The following is a 14,791-nucleotide window of genomic DNA, read 5'->3' on the forward strand; positions in this document are numbered from 1 at the left end:
CATTAGACCATTCAAAACCTGAACACGGCGTTTTGCCCATGCCTTTCTTGGGAGACAAAGCGCCGTGTTTTACTTTCTCATCCTCTTTTACCGGCCCCTTTTTGCCATGCGCTGTGTAATTAGCGTACAGGTTCAATACAAACTGGTGAAGGAACCTCCAATACATATCCCGTTCGGGTCAACCGTCCATCATCCCCATGGATAGCAAAGGATACGACGTTGTTTCCCTCTTGATTCGCCACTAGCAAATAACCAGACAAGATGTTGAAGTTACGCGGCGTACTGCCGAAAGTCTCGACCCATTCAATCGTCTTTAGCTTGCCGCTGTCTAGATCGACATGGTAGAGTACGATGCTGTCATGTCCTCGATTGGATACATACAGAAAACGTCCACAGGGTGTAATTCGAATATCCGCTGCTGTATTTTCTACATCTATAATGCCTTCTGGCAGTGTGGACAGACTTTGCAGCAAGGTAAGCTTACCATTACGTTCGTTATAACCAAACACAGTAACGGTATTATTCAATTCATTGGCGACAAAGGCATATCGACCTGAGGGATGAAAAACCAGGTGACGCGGGCCGGAACCAGGTGGCAAATCTGTCTCACGGTGGGTCACCAGTTTCCCATCCTCGGTCAAACGATATACTATAATCTGATCCAGCCCCAGATCACATACCATGGCATACTGTCCTGAAGGATCAGGAATAATCGAGTGTGGATGTGGCGCATCCTGGCGGTCCTGACGAATCCCTGACCCCGTATGCTGAACCTGCCCTGACATGTCTCCCAACCCTCCTGCTTCTGTCGCAGGGAATACAACGGCATTGCCCCCAGAATAGTTAGAAGCCAGCACATATTGTCCATCTGTTGTTACGGATACATAGCAAGTATGTGCGCCCTCCGTTCCTTTTCGATCCATAGGATGCAATTCCCCCGTCTGGGTGTTCACCTGATACGTGTACAGTTGGCCTGGTTCTGTTTCACTGGCAGCATACAACTCCGCCCCATTCGGATGCAGTGCCAGAAAAGAAGGTCTCTCGATTCCTTCCACACCTCCAACCATACGCAAATCACCATTGTCCGTATGCAAAGCTCCTATATAAATTCCTCTTTCCTCACGAGACGCATAAGTTCCTATATAAAATAACTGCTCATTCCGCTCTTTCATCCGATCTCAGCTCCTTTTAGCGTATTCCTCACAAGTTATCCGACTTTTAAGTTCTACTTTCTAACTGGTTATAAACTTATCATGCATTATTACCCAAGATTCTGCCGTTTCATTAACATTTGGCTATGTATGCAAAAAAATAGCCTCTTCCACTGTAATCTGTAGTAGTTCATAAGAACGCCACAGTTCACACCAAAAGAGACTATTTTTACAGAAAAAACAACATTAAACCGCTGTGGATTGCGTATCTCTGCTTTTCCATTTTACAGCCAGCCCCAAACTAAGCATGAGAATGACCGCCCCAAAAATGTACGGCAAATTGATATGCACCTCAAACAGTGTACCGGCGAGCGCAGGTCCCAGGATATTACCAATACTCATATAAGCATTGTTCATCCCGGCTGCAACTCCCTGCTCATCCCCTGCCATTTTGGATAAAGCAGTATTAATGGCTGGTCGCAGCAACGACGTAGCGGTAAAGAAGATAAGCGATACTCCGAGTACATAATAGAAGTTCCCTGAGAGCAACATAAGCACAAGGGAAATCGCGGAAAACAGAAAAGAACCGATAATCACACCTTTTTCACCAAAACGGTTCAACATCGGACTAATGACCACAGCTTGAATTATAGTTCCGACCAACGCACCTACCGTAATAATGATAGCAATATCACGTTCATTGTAATGAAACTTGCCTGTTACAAAGAACGGAAACATCGTTTCAAAATGCGTCAGGCCAAAGGTTAACGTGAATATCATAATCAACAGCATAAAGTACGGCTTACGGAAAGACAGCGCAAACTGTTTAATCACATTGTCCCGTTTCACCTTAACATTTCGAAACTTCAACTGCTTCTCCAACGACAAGGTTTCGGGCAGTAAAATCAATGAAATCAGTGCCGCTAAACCTGATACCGCCGCCGAAACGTATAAGGGTGTACGAAGCGAGATATCTGCCAGCAAACCACCTACACCAGGACCGATCACAAAACCAAGCGACATCGCGGCCCCCAACAGCCCCATTCCTCTGCCTCGGTTATGGACTGTTGTGATGTCGGCAATATAAGCCATCATTGGAGGGATCATAAATGCCGCTCCTGCGCCTCCAAGCAAACGGGAAATATACAGCATCGTCAATGAGTGTCCAATTGCAAACAATACAGAAGACACCGTCATGATGACCAAACCGATAATAATCATTTTTTTACGTCCGTATTTATCGGACCATTCCCCCGCTAACGGCGAAAATATAAACTGGGTCAAGCCAAACACGGCAACCAGATAGCCTCCCGTTTCACCACTGCCTCCCAAGGAACCCATGAACTTGGGGAGGATTGGAATAATGATTCCAATTCCCAGCATGGCAATAAACATATTAATCATCAAAATGACGAGCGGCCCCATTTTCAACTGTTGTGAATCCGACATGTTGCGTTTTGTCCTCCTCAGGTTCTTTATTTCGTATACGAAATTCTTATTTTGCAACCATTTCAGCAAAACTCTTCATTATATTAATAGAGCGGGAGGCAAATAACAATCATAAAATACTTCCGATACCCCTGAATGTTACTCCTTTATTTTTGTACAATAGCAATCGCAATATCATAATCAAATTTCTGAATTTCTGCGGATGGAATATCAAAAGGATTCACCGGCTTTAGTCGATTCGACTCGATCCAATATACCCCCTCTGTCGTATTACGCTCATAGCCATTACGGTCCAACCAAGCAAATAGATCATCATAAATCGTATTTAGTCGTTCTCGATCTCCCTGAAAACGGGTCACTGCATACTCTCCTTCGGGCACCTCGATGCGTTCAAGACTATCCGGTACTTCATTCCACGAGGACACTTTAACGCCCACCTTGACCGCAGTACTTCCGTTCTCCTCAACAACTGTCCATTGGGGAGTTAACACATAGCCCATATCCGCGTCCAGACGACCTGAGTGGTTCTCTGGGACGTTCTGTTGCACTTGTTGCCACTGTCTGCGTACCTCATCACCCAATTCGGCAAAAGGGGCTCGCGCAGTCAGCGCTGCTACCTTGAAAGCCGATATCCGCTGAATAACTACATCGAGATTTGAACTCATACGGTTTCCTCCTCATCAAAGTGAATACTACCAAACTTACTATATCCTTATGGTGAATCTTCGAATAGCTCCTGCAATAACCTTTCCTTGTTATTCAGAAATTGTTTGGTAATGATAAAATGATCGGTTTCCTCTAGCGTCCGTGTGTCGATCCCTTCATGTGTCAGATGATACAGGACCGAATCTGGATAAGACATCAAGATGGGGGAATGGGTAGAAATGATAAACTGTGATCCCTGTTGCACGAGCTCATGAATCCGGGCAAGCATGGCCATCTGACGCAAAGGCGATAGCGCTGCCTCTGGCTCATCCAAAATATACAATCCTTGTCCCCCAAACCGGTGCACAAATGCAGCAAAAAAAGACTCGCCATGTGACTGCTCATGCAGCGACTTCCCCCCGTACGAATCTCGAATAGGTCGCCCTCCTCCTTCTCGATCCAGCTCGTCGATATGAGTCGCCACATTATAGTAGCTCTCCGCCCGGAAAAAGAAGCCATCCCTCGGCTTTTCGATCCCTCTCACCAACCGGATATGCTCATGCAGCGCGGAATGCGTGGCTTGTGTAGAAAAGTTGAAATTTTTAGTGCCACCCTCTGGATTAAAACCCCACGCGACCGCGATTGCCTCCATAAGCGTCGATTTACCTACACCGTTTTCTCCAACAATATAGGTAACGGAAGGATGGAATTTGAGTTCGTTCCACTGTTGAAGAGCCTTTAAGTTAAAAGGGTATTGGCTCCTGTCTGCATCTGGAGGCCATAATAGCTCCAATCGACGTATAAAAAGATTACGATCCCATATACTCATGTCCAGTCAGCTCCATTGCCAAGCAATTTACTAGGTATTCCATCATTATATTGCAATTATTTACAGCAATCAATCTCAACTCCCATTTCGTAACCCTTCTGTTGTTATTCAAGCTATTATTACAGGTATAATATAACGAAGCCTTTTATTTGGGCAGGAAGTTTTCGCGCATTATCAGTCTCAATCTTATCCTTTTCAAGCAGGTGAATCTATGAATTCAAATCACAAATCGTTCCAATCCTTTAAAATCGTACAGTACATGATGACCATCTACAGGCAGCGATTGACGCGTATTTTGCTACCGCTGGCTGTACTGGCTTTTATTATATGGGAGGCTGGACGAGAGCTAAAAGACTTTAATCTGGCACGGATGCTTCATGAGTTGCGGCGAATGGATGCCACGTTTCTCATCGAAATTGGCTTGTTCTCCCTGGTAGCCGTGGCTGCTATGAGTGCTTACGATTATGTAATCAGGCATCATTTCAAGCTTCAAGTCAAGCCTGGAACGACATTTCGGTACGCCTGGATCTCCAATACCTTCAATAATGTCTTCGGCTTTGCAGGCTTTACAGGAGCTGGACTACGTACTGTACTGTATAAAAAGAGCGGTGTGCCATTGGGTGTCATCACCTCGGCAGTCGTATTTCTTTCGCCTGTCGTCATTACCGGACTATCTTTGCTAGCTTGGGGTGCTATTGTCCATTTGTATCCGGTGCAGCCTGTGCTTGATGCTCACCCATGGCTTCATTGGGCACTATGGGGAATGGCACTTTACCTGCCTCTATTTCTGATCATGCAGCGCTCCAAAAGGTATGCCACATGGTTCAACAAGGGAGAAGGACAGCTCTCCTGGTTCACCATCTCTGCCTCCATTGGCGCCTCTCTGCTGGAATGGCTGCTGGCTGGTCTTACCTTTGCATGGATCGGCTCGCACTTGCTCCATGAGCTGCCGCTCCATTCTGTGTTCGGTATTTATGTAATAGCCGCAATTGCAGGGTTAATCAGCCTCGCACCCGGAGGAGTCGGCGCATTCGATATTATTGCCCTGCTCGGGCTGCAAATGGCAGGAGCCAACTCGGACCGGGCGCTGGCTGTGCTGCTGGTCTTTCGCGTCTTTTATTACATCATTCCGTGGCTCATCGGCTTGGTATTAGCCGCGCTGGAAATGATTCCGCGTAATGAGCGCTTGAGCCAGCTCGCTGAGACAGGCTGGGATTACTCCCTTAATGCCTGGCAGAAGGTATGGGGCTGGCCTGGTCAATTCCGGTTTTTGGCCGATCTGGGGGTATGGGCACTTGGGAAACTGGTACTCATCTCCGGCGTGGTGCTTCTGTTGTCGGCCGCTACGCCTGGTCTGTTGTATCGGCTTCGTTTTGCTGAACATTTGCTCAGCCTGCCCGTTATGCGCTTATCGCACGAAATCTCGGTCATCATCGGAATTATGCTTGTCGTTCTGTCCCACGGAATCTCTCTGCGTATTCGCAGAGCATTGCGGCTGACCTTGATACTGCTGCTGACAGGAGCCATTTTCACCTTCACTAAAGGTCTGGATTTTGAAGAAGCCTTTTTCCTGCTGTTCGTGGCATTAATGCTGTGGATTTCGCGTTCACGGTTTTATCGGGTCAGTGCGCCGCTGAATCGGCACAACATTTTAATATGGGGCGGATTATCTCTACTCGTAACCGGCGCTTATTTTATGATCGGGGCAGGCTCCAATACACCATTTATGCGTCATATACATGCCAAGGTCCATCTGGACTTTTTTATGAACCGCAGCGATTACGGAGTTACAGCCGTATTTAGTTTGATTTTGGCGTGGGTATTCCTGACGGTGTATTTCTTTCTTCGTCCTCAGCGTAGCATCAGCAATCTACCCGACGCACAGGAGCTGGTTAAGCTAAAAGAATTTTTGGAACGACAGGGTGGTAACCTCGTTTCTCATATGCTTTTTCTGGGCGATAAATATCTGTATTGGACCAAGGACGAACAGGTGGTTCTCCCCTATGCTCGCAGCCGGGACAAACTGATTGTATTAGGTGACCCTCTCGGTCCAAAAGAACGTGTGAGTGAAGCCATTCAGGAATTCCAACGGTTCGCGGATCGATATGCATTGACGGCTGTATTTTACCAAGCATCACCGGAATATTTGTCCATCTATCACGAGAACGGCTATCGCTTTTTTAAATTGGGCGAGGAAGCGCTCGTGCCGCTGGAGTCCTTTACACTAACAGGCAAAAGCAATCAGGCGCTGCGCAGCGCCAAAAATCGCTTTGACCGCGAAGGCTATTCATTCGAAATGGTCCAGCCGCCTCTAGAGGCGTCATTGATTGAGGAGATGCGTCATATTTCGGATATTTGGCTGGATGGGCGCAAGGAGAAGGGATATTCTCTCGGCTGGTTCAAAGAATCTTACCTTCAGTTGGCTCCAATTGCATTGCTGAAGGACTCTGAAGGGAAGGTCATTGCTTTCGCTACGATGGCCCCAGCTTATGATCATGGGCAGACGGTCTCTATCGACCTGATGCGTCACCTGCCCGACACACCCAATGGAACGATGGATTACTTATTCACACGGGTCATTGAGTGGGCCAAGGAAAGTGGATATACGACATTTAACCTGGGCATGGCCCCGCTGTCCCAGGTAGGACAAAGCGAAAAGGCATTGCGCGAGGAAAAGCTGGCTCGACTCGTTTTTCAATACGGGGGGCATTTTTACGGCTTCCAGGGACTTCGACGCTTTAAGGATAAATTCAAGCCGCAGTGGGAGCCGCGCTATCTGGCCTATCCAGCTTCTGTTTTTCTGCCGATCCTGACGCTGGAGCTGGTATATCTCGTGTCCAAACGCTCGGACTAAACAAGGTACGATACAAAAGGATTTTGACAGTTTAAAACGACGTAAAAAAGGGTGTTCCTCACCAGTAAATGGTTGCAGGAACACCCTTTTATATTCACTATTCTTCTTAGAAGCTGCCTTTTACAACAACGTCAGACAGTGGGAAACGTCCTGATGGACGTGCTGGCACTTGTGCCTTACCTACACTAATGAGCATGGTTGGCAGGTATCGTGCTGGAATATTGAATTGCTCGATCAATTGTGCTGGAATAAATCCGCCCATTGCGCAAGTATCGTAGCCCAAAGATTTAGCAGCCAGCATAATGTTTTGTGCTGCAAGAGCAGAGTTCAGGATCGCTGCATCGCGAGCTACCTGCGGGTTTTGATAAGCGCCATTGATTTGACCTACCAATGCGTCACGGATTTCCGCTGGCAATGCGCCTGCTTCTACCGCTTGATCATAAATGACAGCATTGCGGTTCGCTTCCAAATCACCCAGTACGGCAATCGTAACAGAGCTCTCTGCTACTTGACCTTGGTTGTAGGCGATAGGCAGCAATTTTTGTTTGTCCGCTTCACTTTCGATAACAAGGAATTTCCAATGTTGAAGGTTCCAAGCGGAAGGAGCTTCTACCGCGGCAGTCAAGATAGCTTCCAGATCTTCCTCTGGCATTTTAAAATCCTTTACATAGCTTTTTACCGCGTGTCTTTCACTAATAACAGATAAGGTTTCATTTTTCCGGCTGCTCGACATTCTGGGCACACTCCTAATTTCTTAATATATATCTTGAATCTTTATTAACTTCCCAAACTACTGCAATTATAAAAATGATAGTGAATGATGTCAATATGTTTAAGTATGACCCCGCACTCAAAATACAGTACAATACGGATAAAGACATGCATATCGGCAAATGCCTGCCGATGGGACAAGACACGATGAGTTCATACTGTTCTCATTTGAATTTAAAAAGGAGCGTTACTATGATCGGATCGTTTAAAAAAACGGATATTGCTTTATTTGCCGCGTGGGTAGTAGCTTGTGTGGCGACATTGGGCAGTCTGTATCTCAGCGAAATTTTGGGGTATGAGCCTTGTAAGCTGTGCTGGTTTCAGCGCATTCTAATGTACCCCCTGACCCTTCTGCTCGGAATTGCATATTTTCGAGGCGATACGAAGATACGCATTTACGTTATGCCATTAGCCGTCATCGGTGGTGCGATTTCGGCCTATCATTTTATTATTCAGCGCATCCATGCAGCCGCCAAAGCTGCCACACAAACTTCAACGGCCTGCGGCAGAGTGTCCTGTGAACAGGATTATTTGAACTGGTTGGATTTCATCACCATTCCGTTGCTCGCACTCATTGCTTTTATCCTTATTATTGCAGCGATGGTTTATATCATGCGCCAAGAGAAAAAATCAGCCGCAGGTGAGGTACAAGCACAAGAACTCGCATAAGATGAAAGAGACCCGATTATAGGGCCGGTTACCACCAAAAGGCGTATAATCCGCTTGCCGGAGGAAAGACTGTAACTAAATATATCCATTGCATATGTGCTATAATGTAAAAGGTTTGCAGTCTGTCCAATAACGCTTATATTCCTTATAGAGGGGGCCAGTCCATGTTTCATATCAGCACCCCATTGCTGCAATATGGCGCAACTTTCGGTATGATCTTAATCGCTATATCGGCTATTTTCATCCGTATGAAGACAGGTCATCGCCCGATTAATGCCAAAAAAATCATCATTCCTCCGCTCGGCATGAGCACCGGCTTTATGATGTTTGTGGTGCCAGAAGTACGGGTTCCCTGGCTTTGGGCGCTGGGCGCTTTTCTGATCGGCTGGTTTATTTTTTCCTACCCGTTGATCCGCAGCACCAAATTTGAGTTACAAGAAGGGCTGGTTTTCGTGCAACGCTCGCGCACCTTCTTTTTTATCCTGATCAGCCTGCTGATCGTCCGATTGCTGCTGCATGAATTTATTCAGCATTACATTACCATCCCGCAAACAGCAGGGCTATTTTTCATACTAGCCTTCGGGACGTTGTTACACTGGCGGCTCCGTATGTATTTTCAATATCGTCAGTTCGTTCCGGATGAGACGGAAATCCGCATCTGACCAACCGATATTTAACGTGCATACTCGCATGTTGCTGTGTAGACCCAAAAGACCCGTTCTCCTAACAGGAGGTCGTGTCTTTTGGGTCTTTTTAGTCTATCAGGGGCCAATTCATTAAGGTGGTGCTTTTTGTTGTCGTTCTTGAAAACGTCCCACTCTCCCAAGGCTCTGCGGTCAGCTTGAGATTAACGCATTGATGCCGTGCTGCCTGGACGCCGGGCGCTAGGCACTTACTGGGAGCTCTCCTTTGTAAACAGCACGCTGCCGTTTGTGTTATTCTGCGGAGCATAAGCGCCATCCCAGGTGATAAAGAAGCTTGCTCCAGTGTAGACTTCATTCAGGGCGTTGTTCCAAAGCGAATAATCGAATTCCTTGAGCTGATTATTGTTGCGATCCACATGGTCGCCACCCACGGCTGGTCCAATTTCGCAAAAGCCGTAAGTTTTGCCAAGTCCTTTGATGTCATTGTAAGCCATCTTGATTTCATTGTCATTGGACGGATCATCGCTGTAAGCATCGATGCCAATCCATGTGACATAGCTAGAGCCGGGGTAATAAGCAGCCGCGTTAGCTCCTTTATTTGGGGCATAGACAAAATTGACGTTGGACATGCCATTGGTCGTCACGATGTAATTGTACAAATTGATGTACAGGTTCTTATAGTCTGTCGTATTCTTGTTTCCCCACCAGAACCAGCCTCCGTTCATTTCATGGAAGGGTCTGTAGTAAACGGGGGATGAGTTAAACTTTTGCAGACCGGTCACAACATTGTCAACCTGGGCCTTATAATTTTGTAGCCATGCGGGGCTGGACGAATTGATGGATGAAATGTCTGTATTGGCCAAGATATTAAAATCGGAATCAGACATTGGGGCGTTTACATTTCCACCCTGAGGATTGGGCATGTGGGTGGAAACGGTGACGATTTTCCCCAGGTCTTGGATGACGGAGGCGCTATTAGAGGTAATGGAGGCTGCATCGGTGCCCCCCTGGTTCCAGTTCAGCAGATCATAGGAGACAATGTCAGGGTTGTAGGTCCAGACAGGGCTGGTGTTTACACTTCCGTCATAGCCCAGGAACATGCCTGTATAGTTGATATTGCTCTCCGCGCCTGCCGTCATTGGTAGCGAGAATAATAGTGCAGCCCCGGTCAGGGCGCTGATCAAGCTCTTCGTTTTCTTGAATGAATTCATATTGGTTATCCTCCTAATGTTTATATCTTGCTGCTTGTAATCGCAAGGCTTATGGTCAATCACTTCATCCAGCAACTTTTATCATTCTTTTTGTCCATAACATAACCTCCGTTTTTCCTCAATTCTGAGTTCCGTAATGAGTCTTTTTTCTAGTACACCCCTCCTGTTCAATAAGACAATTCTGATTCGCAACCTACATATTTTTCGTTTTAGCGAGTTGATCTCCATTTGCCTAAAGGAATACACTTTTGTGACCCTCAATTATATCGACATCAAGGGAAAAGGTTGAAATAGTTCTATTAGATCAAAAAATAATTCACATAACAATAAACAAACAACCTTCGCAAAGTGTGGTAGAGACTAAGTGTGTAATAAAGGAAATACTTTTATTTCACTCTTATGAATTCAGATTCAAATTATTGCTATTTTTGGACTATGTAGAAGATTCATAATCACACACTTAACGTATCCTGTTATCAGTAGTCTAGAGAATAAACACACGTGCAGAATAGTTAGCAACGGTGGATCACTAGCGTCTATCAGAACTAACTGATCACTCTGAAAACATAGCGTTTATTTTCTTTAAAATGTTGGCTTGGCACTCATGAAACAAAAAAAAACGATATTCGGCCTTTGGGCCAAATTCGGTTTTTAGAGGTGAAACTATTATTCCCCAGTTTCCTATTCTTCTTCCTGCGATTTATGTGGAATAATGTAATGCCATAACTCCGTTTCGTTCGTTCCAGCATTCGTACAACCAAACAATTAGGAAATGATCTGGCAAAGCTTGTACTCACCAACTCTATTCAAAGTGGGACGGATTCAAAGAAATCAAATCTTCAGAGAAATCATACAACTACAATCGTGCTATCGAGTTATGGGATTGGAGCTCCGAGCGACTTGAATTAGAAAAGGAGTTTTAAAATAGTGGGGCAACTAACGGGGCATGTTAGCTTAGTAAGGACGATGAGTAACCAGTCTGTGTAAATCGATGAAGTATAACAATTGCAATCTCATCGATTTAGACTATAATGTTCTAACTCTTGAGCTTTATTGACTAGAACACGATATTTTTTAAAAGTACAAAAAAAAGAGATGGCATAAGCCGTCTCTTTTTTCATCTATATAAAGCGGGTGATGGGAATCGAACCCACGCTACCAGCTTGGAAGGCTGGAGTTCTACCATTGAACTACACCCGCAAAAAAATGGTCGGGATGACACGATTTGAACATGCGACCCCCTGGTCCCAAACCAGGTGCTCTACCAAGCTGAGCTACATCCCGTAATAGATGCCGGTGAGAGGACTCGAACCTCCACGGTTTCCCTCACGATTTTGAGTCGCGCGCGTCTGCCAATTCCGCCACACCGGCTTATGAAATTAATGGCGCGCCCTGAGAGATTCGAACTCCCGGCCTTTTGATTCGTAGTCAAACGCTCTATCCAGCTGAGCTAAGGGCGCAAATATGGAGCGGACGACGGGAATCGAACCCGCGACCCTCGCCTTGGCAAGGCGATGCTCTACCGCTGAGCCACGTCCGCAAAAACAATATGCGCGTGGAGGGACTTGAACCCCCACGTCAAAGACGCTAGATCCTAAGTCTAGTGCGTCTGCCAATTCCGCCACACGCGCATACAATGATAATGGTGAGCCATGAAGGACTCGAACCTTCGACACCCTGATTAAAAGTCAGGTGCTCTACCAACTGAGCTAATGGCTCTTAATGGCTGGGGATATAGGATTTGAACCTATGCATGACGGAGTCAAAGTCCGTTGCCTTACCGCTTGGCTAATCCCCATTATGTATTTAACAGGGCGATCAATGGGCCTTGGACCCACGAATGCCGTAGCCACAATTCGGTACGTTAATCCATTCGTCACGACCACCATAATAATAAAACTGGTGGAGGATGATGGATTCGAACCACCGAACCCGTAAGGGAGCAGATTTACAGTCTGATGCGTTTGGCCACTTCGCTAATCCTCCAAAATGGTGCCGGCGAGAGGACTTGAACCCCCAACCTACTGATTACAAGTCAGTTGCTCTACCAGTTGAGCTACACCGGCATATTAAGTTAAATGGCGGAACTGACGGGATTCGAACCCGCGATCTCCTGCGTGACAGGCAGGCATGTTAGGCCTCTACACCACAGTTCCAGAGGCATTTCCATCAGGAAATTAATTGCGGGGGCAGGATTTGAACCTACGACCTTCGGGTTATGAGCCCGACGAGCTACCGAACTGCTCCACCCCGCGACATTGAAGGTACTTCTCAATATTATTAATGGTGGAGGCTGAGGGGATCGAACCCCCGACCCTCTGCTTGTAAGGCAGATGCTCTCCCAGCTGAGCTAAGCCTCCATACTACTATGACCCGTAGGGGATTCGAACCCCTGTTACCTCCGTGAAAGGGAGGTGTCTTAACCCCTTGACCAACGGGCCACATATCTATTATAAGAGCTGGCGGAGAGAGAGGGATTCGAACCCTCGAGACGCTTTTGGCGCCTACACGATTTCCAATCGTGCTCCTTCGGCCAACTCGGACACCTCTCCATATGGCTCCCCGAACAGGACTCGAACCTGTGACAACTCGATTAACAGTCGAGTGCTCTACCAACTGAGCTATCAGGGAATATTGGTGGAGCCAAGGGGGATCGAACCCCTGACCTCCTGCGTGCAAGGCAGGCGCTCTCCCAGCTGAGCTATAGCCCCATCTTAGAAATAACCATTAAAATTCTGATTATGTAGAGGTTAGTCTTACAGGCGAAAAAAAATCCCCAGAGAAGGGGCTTATGCTTGGCGGCGTCCTACTCTCCCAGGACCCTGCGGTCCAAGTACCATCGGCGCTGGAGGGCTTAACGGTCGTGTTCGGGATGGGTACGTGTGGAACCCCTCCGCTATCGCCACCAAACATGAATTTGCCTCGCAAATTCTAACTTCAAGGTTACACCCTGAAAACTGGATCCGAAACTTCATTGCGCTTTATCTTAGGATAAGCCCTCGACCGATTAGTATTGGTCAGCTCCATGCATTACTGCACTTCCACCCCCAACCTATCTACCTCGTCGTCTTCAAGGGGTCTTACTAATTGGGAAATCTCATCTTGAGGGGGGCTTCACGCTTAGATGCTTTCAGCGCTTATCCCTTCCGTACATAGCTACCCAGCGGTGCTCCTGGCGGAACAACTGGTACACCAGCGGTACGTCCATCCCGGTCCTCTCGTACTAAGGACAGCTCCTCTCAAATTTCCTACGCCCACGACAGATAGGGACCGAACTGTCTCACGACGTTCTGAACCCAGCTCGCGTACCGCTTTAATGGGCGAACAGCCCAACCCTTGGGACCTACTTCAGCCCCAGGATGCGATGAGCCGACATCGAGGTGCCAAACCTCCCCGTCGATGTGGACTCTTGGGGGAGATAAGCCTGTTATCCCCAGGGTAGCTTTTATCCGTTGAGCGATGGCCCTTCCATGCGGTACCACCGGATCACTAAGCCCGACTTTCGTCCCTGCTCGACTTGTAGGTCTCGCAGTCAAGCTCCCTTCTGCCTTTGCACTCTTCGAATGATTTCCAACCATTCTGAGGGAACCTTGGGGCGCCTCCGTTACTCTTTAGGAGGCGACCGCCCCAGTCAAACTGCCCACCTGACACTGTCCTCGTACCGGATCACGGTACCAAGTTAGAACCTAGATACGATCAGGGTGGTATCCCAAGGATGCCTCCCTTCAAGCTGGCGCTCAAAGTTCTACGGCTCCCACCTATCCTGTACAGATCGTACCCAAATTCAATATCAAGCTGCAGTAAAGCTCCATGGGGTCTTTCCGTCTTGTCGCGGGTAACCTGCATCTTCACAGGTATTAAAATTTCACCGGATCTCTCGTTGAGACAGCGCCCAAGTCGTTACGCCATTCGTGCGGGTCAGAATTTACCTGACAAGGAATTTCGCTACCTTAGGACCGTTATAGTTACGGCCGCCGTTTACTGGGGCTTCGGTTCATAGCTTCGCCCGAAGGCTTACCACTCCCCTTAACCTTCCAGCACCGGGCAGGCGTCAGCCCGTATACTTCGCCTTGCGGCTTCGCACAGACCTGTGTTTTTGCTAAACAGTCGCTTGGGCCTTTTCACTGCGGCCCCCTCGGGCTATTCACCCTACCGAGGCACCCCTTCTCCCGAAGTTACGGGGTCATTTTGCCGAGTTCCTTAACGAGAGTTCTTCCGCGCGCCTTAGAATTCTCTTCTCGCCTACCTGTGTCGGTTTGCGGTACGGGCACCTTCTCCTGGCTAGAGGCTTTTCTTGGCAGTCTGAGATCATGACCTTCGCTACTACAATTTTCGCTCCCCATCACAGCCCAGCCTTACGATGTGCGGATTTTCCTACACATCAGCCTCACTGCTTAGACGGACATCCATCAGTCCGCGTCACTACCCTACTGCGTCACCCCATCGCTCATAACGGATTACGGTGGTACAGGAATTTCCACCTGTTGTCCTTCGACTACGCCTATCGGCCTCGCCTTAGGTCCCGACTTACCCTGAGCGGACGAACCTTCCTCAGGAACCCTTAGGCT

General features: G+C 47.5%; 9 protein-coding genes, 17 tRNA genes and 2 rRNA genes (1 of these 28 cut by a window edge). 3 read left to right on the forward strand and 25 right to left on the reverse strand.

Annotated elements, in window-relative coordinates:
• Positions 1-119: 119 nt before the first annotated feature.
• The 4 genes from BN1546_RS08865 to BN1546_RS08880 form a co-directional block, all read right to left on the reverse strand.
• Positions 120-1,172, reverse strand: a complete 1,053-nt coding sequence (locus BN1546_RS08865) for a lactonase family protein (RefSeq protein WP_090737165.1) — start codon at positions 1,170-1,172, stop codon at positions 120-122.
• 225 nt (positions 1,173-1,397) lie between these two features.
• A complete protein-coding gene (locus BN1546_RS08870; RefSeq protein WP_090737167.1) occupies positions 1,398-2,600 on the reverse strand; it encodes an MFS transporter in 1,203 nt (400 codons plus the stop codon).
• Between the two features lie 146 nt (positions 2,601-2,746).
• Positions 2,747-3,265, reverse strand: coding sequence for a GyrI-like domain-containing protein (locus BN1546_RS08875; protein WP_058711009.1), 519 nt, complete (start codon positions 3,263-3,265; stop codon positions 2,747-2,749).
• 47 nt (positions 3,266-3,312) lie between these two features.
• Entirely contained in the window at positions 3,313-4,074 is a 762-nt protein-coding gene (locus BN1546_RS08880) for an AAA family ATPase (protein ID WP_025676049.1), read from the reverse strand.
• A gap of 211 nt (positions 4,075-4,285) precedes the next feature.
• Between BN1546_RS08880 and mprF the strand changes: the two genes are divergently transcribed.
• Positions 4,286-6,928 (forward strand): bifunctional lysylphosphatidylglycerol flippase/synthetase MprF, encoded by a 2,643-nt coding sequence (gene mprF, locus BN1546_RS08885; RefSeq protein WP_090737169.1) that lies wholly within the window; start codon positions 4,286-4,288, stop codon positions 6,926-6,928.
• A 106-nt stretch (positions 6,929-7,034) separates the two neighbouring features.
• Here the strand turns inward: mprF and BN1546_RS08890 are convergent, their stop codons facing one another.
• Positions 7,035-7,661 carry a nitroreductase family protein gene (locus BN1546_RS08890; RefSeq protein ID WP_013369121.1) on the reverse strand — a complete coding sequence of 209 codons (627 nt, stop codon included), beginning with the start codon at positions 7,659-7,661 and terminating at the stop codon, positions 7,035-7,037.
• A gap of 230 nt (positions 7,662-7,891) precedes the next feature.
• Between BN1546_RS08890 and BN1546_RS08895 the strand changes: the two genes are divergently transcribed.
• Together BN1546_RS08895 and BN1546_RS08900 are read left to right on the forward strand one after the other, a co-directional pair.
• Positions 7,892-8,368, forward strand: a complete 477-nt coding sequence (locus tag BN1546_RS08895) for a disulfide oxidoreductase (RefSeq protein WP_090737171.1) — start codon at positions 7,892-7,894, stop codon at positions 8,366-8,368.
• 164 nt (positions 8,369-8,532) lie between these two features.
• Positions 8,533-9,030, forward strand: coding sequence for a CcdC family protein (locus BN1546_RS08900; RefSeq protein ID WP_090737173.1), 498 nt, complete (start codon positions 8,533-8,535; stop codon positions 9,028-9,030).
• 230 nt (positions 9,031-9,260) lie between these two features.
• On the opposite strand, the gene BN1546_RS08905 is transcribed toward BN1546_RS08900, so the two are convergent.
• From BN1546_RS08905 to BN1546_RS09000, 20 genes are all read right to left on the reverse strand, one after another.
• Complete coding sequence (locus BN1546_RS08905; RefSeq protein WP_090737175.1) at positions 9,261-10,223, reverse strand: glycoside hydrolase family 26 protein; 963 nt, start codon at positions 10,221-10,223, stop codon at positions 9,261-9,263.
• A 1,129-nt stretch (positions 10,224-11,352) separates the two neighbouring features.
• A tRNA-Gly gene (locus BN1546_RS08910) sits at positions 11,353-11,423 on the reverse strand.
• A 7-nt stretch (positions 11,424-11,430) separates the two neighbouring features.
• Positions 11,431-11,507 (reverse strand) — tRNA-Pro (locus tag BN1546_RS08915).
• A 7-nt stretch (positions 11,508-11,514) separates the two neighbouring features.
• Positions 11,515-11,594, reverse strand: a tRNA-Leu gene (locus BN1546_RS08920).
• A 12-nt stretch (positions 11,595-11,606) separates the two neighbouring features.
• Positions 11,607-11,683 (reverse strand) — tRNA-Arg (locus BN1546_RS08925).
• Positions 11,684-11,688: 5 nt separating this feature from the next.
• Positions 11,689-11,763 (reverse strand) — tRNA-Gly (locus tag BN1546_RS08930).
• 10 nt (positions 11,764-11,773) lie between these two features.
• Positions 11,774-11,854, reverse strand: a tRNA-Leu gene (locus tag BN1546_RS08935).
• A 12-nt stretch (positions 11,855-11,866) separates the two neighbouring features.
• Positions 11,867-11,942, reverse strand: a tRNA-Lys gene (locus BN1546_RS08940).
• Between the two features lie 4 nt (positions 11,943-11,946).
• A tRNA-Gln gene (locus tag BN1546_RS08945) sits at positions 11,947-12,021 on the reverse strand.
• Positions 12,022-12,123: 102 nt separating this feature from the next.
• Positions 12,124-12,209 (reverse strand) — tRNA-Tyr (locus BN1546_RS08950).
• Positions 12,210-12,213: 4 nt separating this feature from the next.
• Positions 12,214-12,289 (reverse strand) — tRNA-Thr (locus BN1546_RS08955).
• Positions 12,290-12,302: 13 nt separating this feature from the next.
• Positions 12,303-12,379: transfer RNA gene (locus BN1546_RS08960), tRNA-Asp, on the reverse strand.
• 25 nt (positions 12,380-12,404) lie between these two features.
• Positions 12,405-12,478 (reverse strand) — tRNA-Met (locus tag BN1546_RS08965).
• Between the two features lie 29 nt (positions 12,479-12,507).
• Positions 12,508-12,583, reverse strand: a tRNA-Val gene (locus BN1546_RS08970).
• A 9-nt stretch (positions 12,584-12,592) separates the two neighbouring features.
• A tRNA-Glu gene (locus BN1546_RS08975) sits at positions 12,593-12,664 on the reverse strand.
• 19 nt (positions 12,665-12,683) lie between these two features.
• Positions 12,684-12,775 (reverse strand) — tRNA-Ser (locus BN1546_RS08980).
• A 3-nt stretch (positions 12,776-12,778) separates the two neighbouring features.
• A tRNA-Asn gene (locus BN1546_RS08985) sits at positions 12,779-12,854 on the reverse strand.
• Positions 12,855-12,858: 4 nt separating this feature from the next.
• Positions 12,859-12,934, reverse strand: a tRNA-Ala gene (locus tag BN1546_RS08990).
• A gap of 82 nt (positions 12,935-13,016) precedes the next feature.
• Positions 13,017-13,133: ribosomal RNA gene (gene rrf / locus BN1546_RS08995) — 5S ribosomal RNA — on the reverse strand.
• Positions 13,134-13,210: 77 nt separating this feature from the next.
• Positions 13,211-14,791: ribosomal RNA gene (locus tag BN1546_RS09000) — 23S ribosomal RNA — on the reverse strand (it continues 1,345 nt past the right edge of the window).

It is taken from the genome of Paenibacillus sp. Mc5Re-14 (assembly GCF_001049835.1).
Classification (GTDB): domain Bacteria; phylum Bacillota; class Bacilli; order Paenibacillales; family Paenibacillaceae; genus Paenibacillus; species Paenibacillus polymyxa_C.

Excerpts from the sequence above, each read along its gene's own strand:
- BN1546_RS08865 (WP_090737165.1), bottom strand. The coding sequence starts at position 1,172 with ATGAAAGAGCGGAATGAGCAGTTATTTTATATAGGAACTTATGCGTCT.
- BN1546_RS08870 (WP_090737167.1), bottom strand. The coding sequence starts at position 2,600 with ATGTCGGATTCACAACAGTTGAAAATGGGGCCGCTCGTCATTTTGATG.
- BN1546_RS08875 (WP_058711009.1), bottom strand. The coding sequence starts at position 3,265 with ATGAGTTCAAATCTCGATGTAGTTATTCAGCGGATATCGGCTTTCAAG.
- BN1546_RS08880 (WP_025676049.1), bottom strand. The coding sequence starts at position 4,074 with ATGAGTATATGGGATCGTAATCTTTTTATACGTCGATTGGAGCTATTA.
- mprF (WP_090737169.1), top strand. The coding sequence starts at position 4,286 with ATGAATTCAAATCACAAATCGTTCCAATCCTTTAAAATCGTACAGTAC.
- BN1546_RS08890 (WP_013369121.1), bottom strand. The coding sequence starts at position 7,661 with ATGTCGAGCAGCCGGAAAAATGAAACCTTATCTGTTATTAGTGAAAGA.
- BN1546_RS08895 (WP_090737171.1), top strand. The coding sequence starts at position 7,892 with ATGATCGGATCGTTTAAAAAAACGGATATTGCTTTATTTGCCGCGTGG.
- BN1546_RS08900 (WP_090737173.1), top strand. The coding sequence starts at position 8,533 with ATGTTTCATATCAGCACCCCATTGCTGCAATATGGCGCAACTTTCGGT.
- BN1546_RS08905 (WP_090737175.1), bottom strand. The coding sequence starts at position 10,223 with ATGAATTCATTCAAGAAAACGAAGAGCTTGATCAGCGCCCTGACCGGG.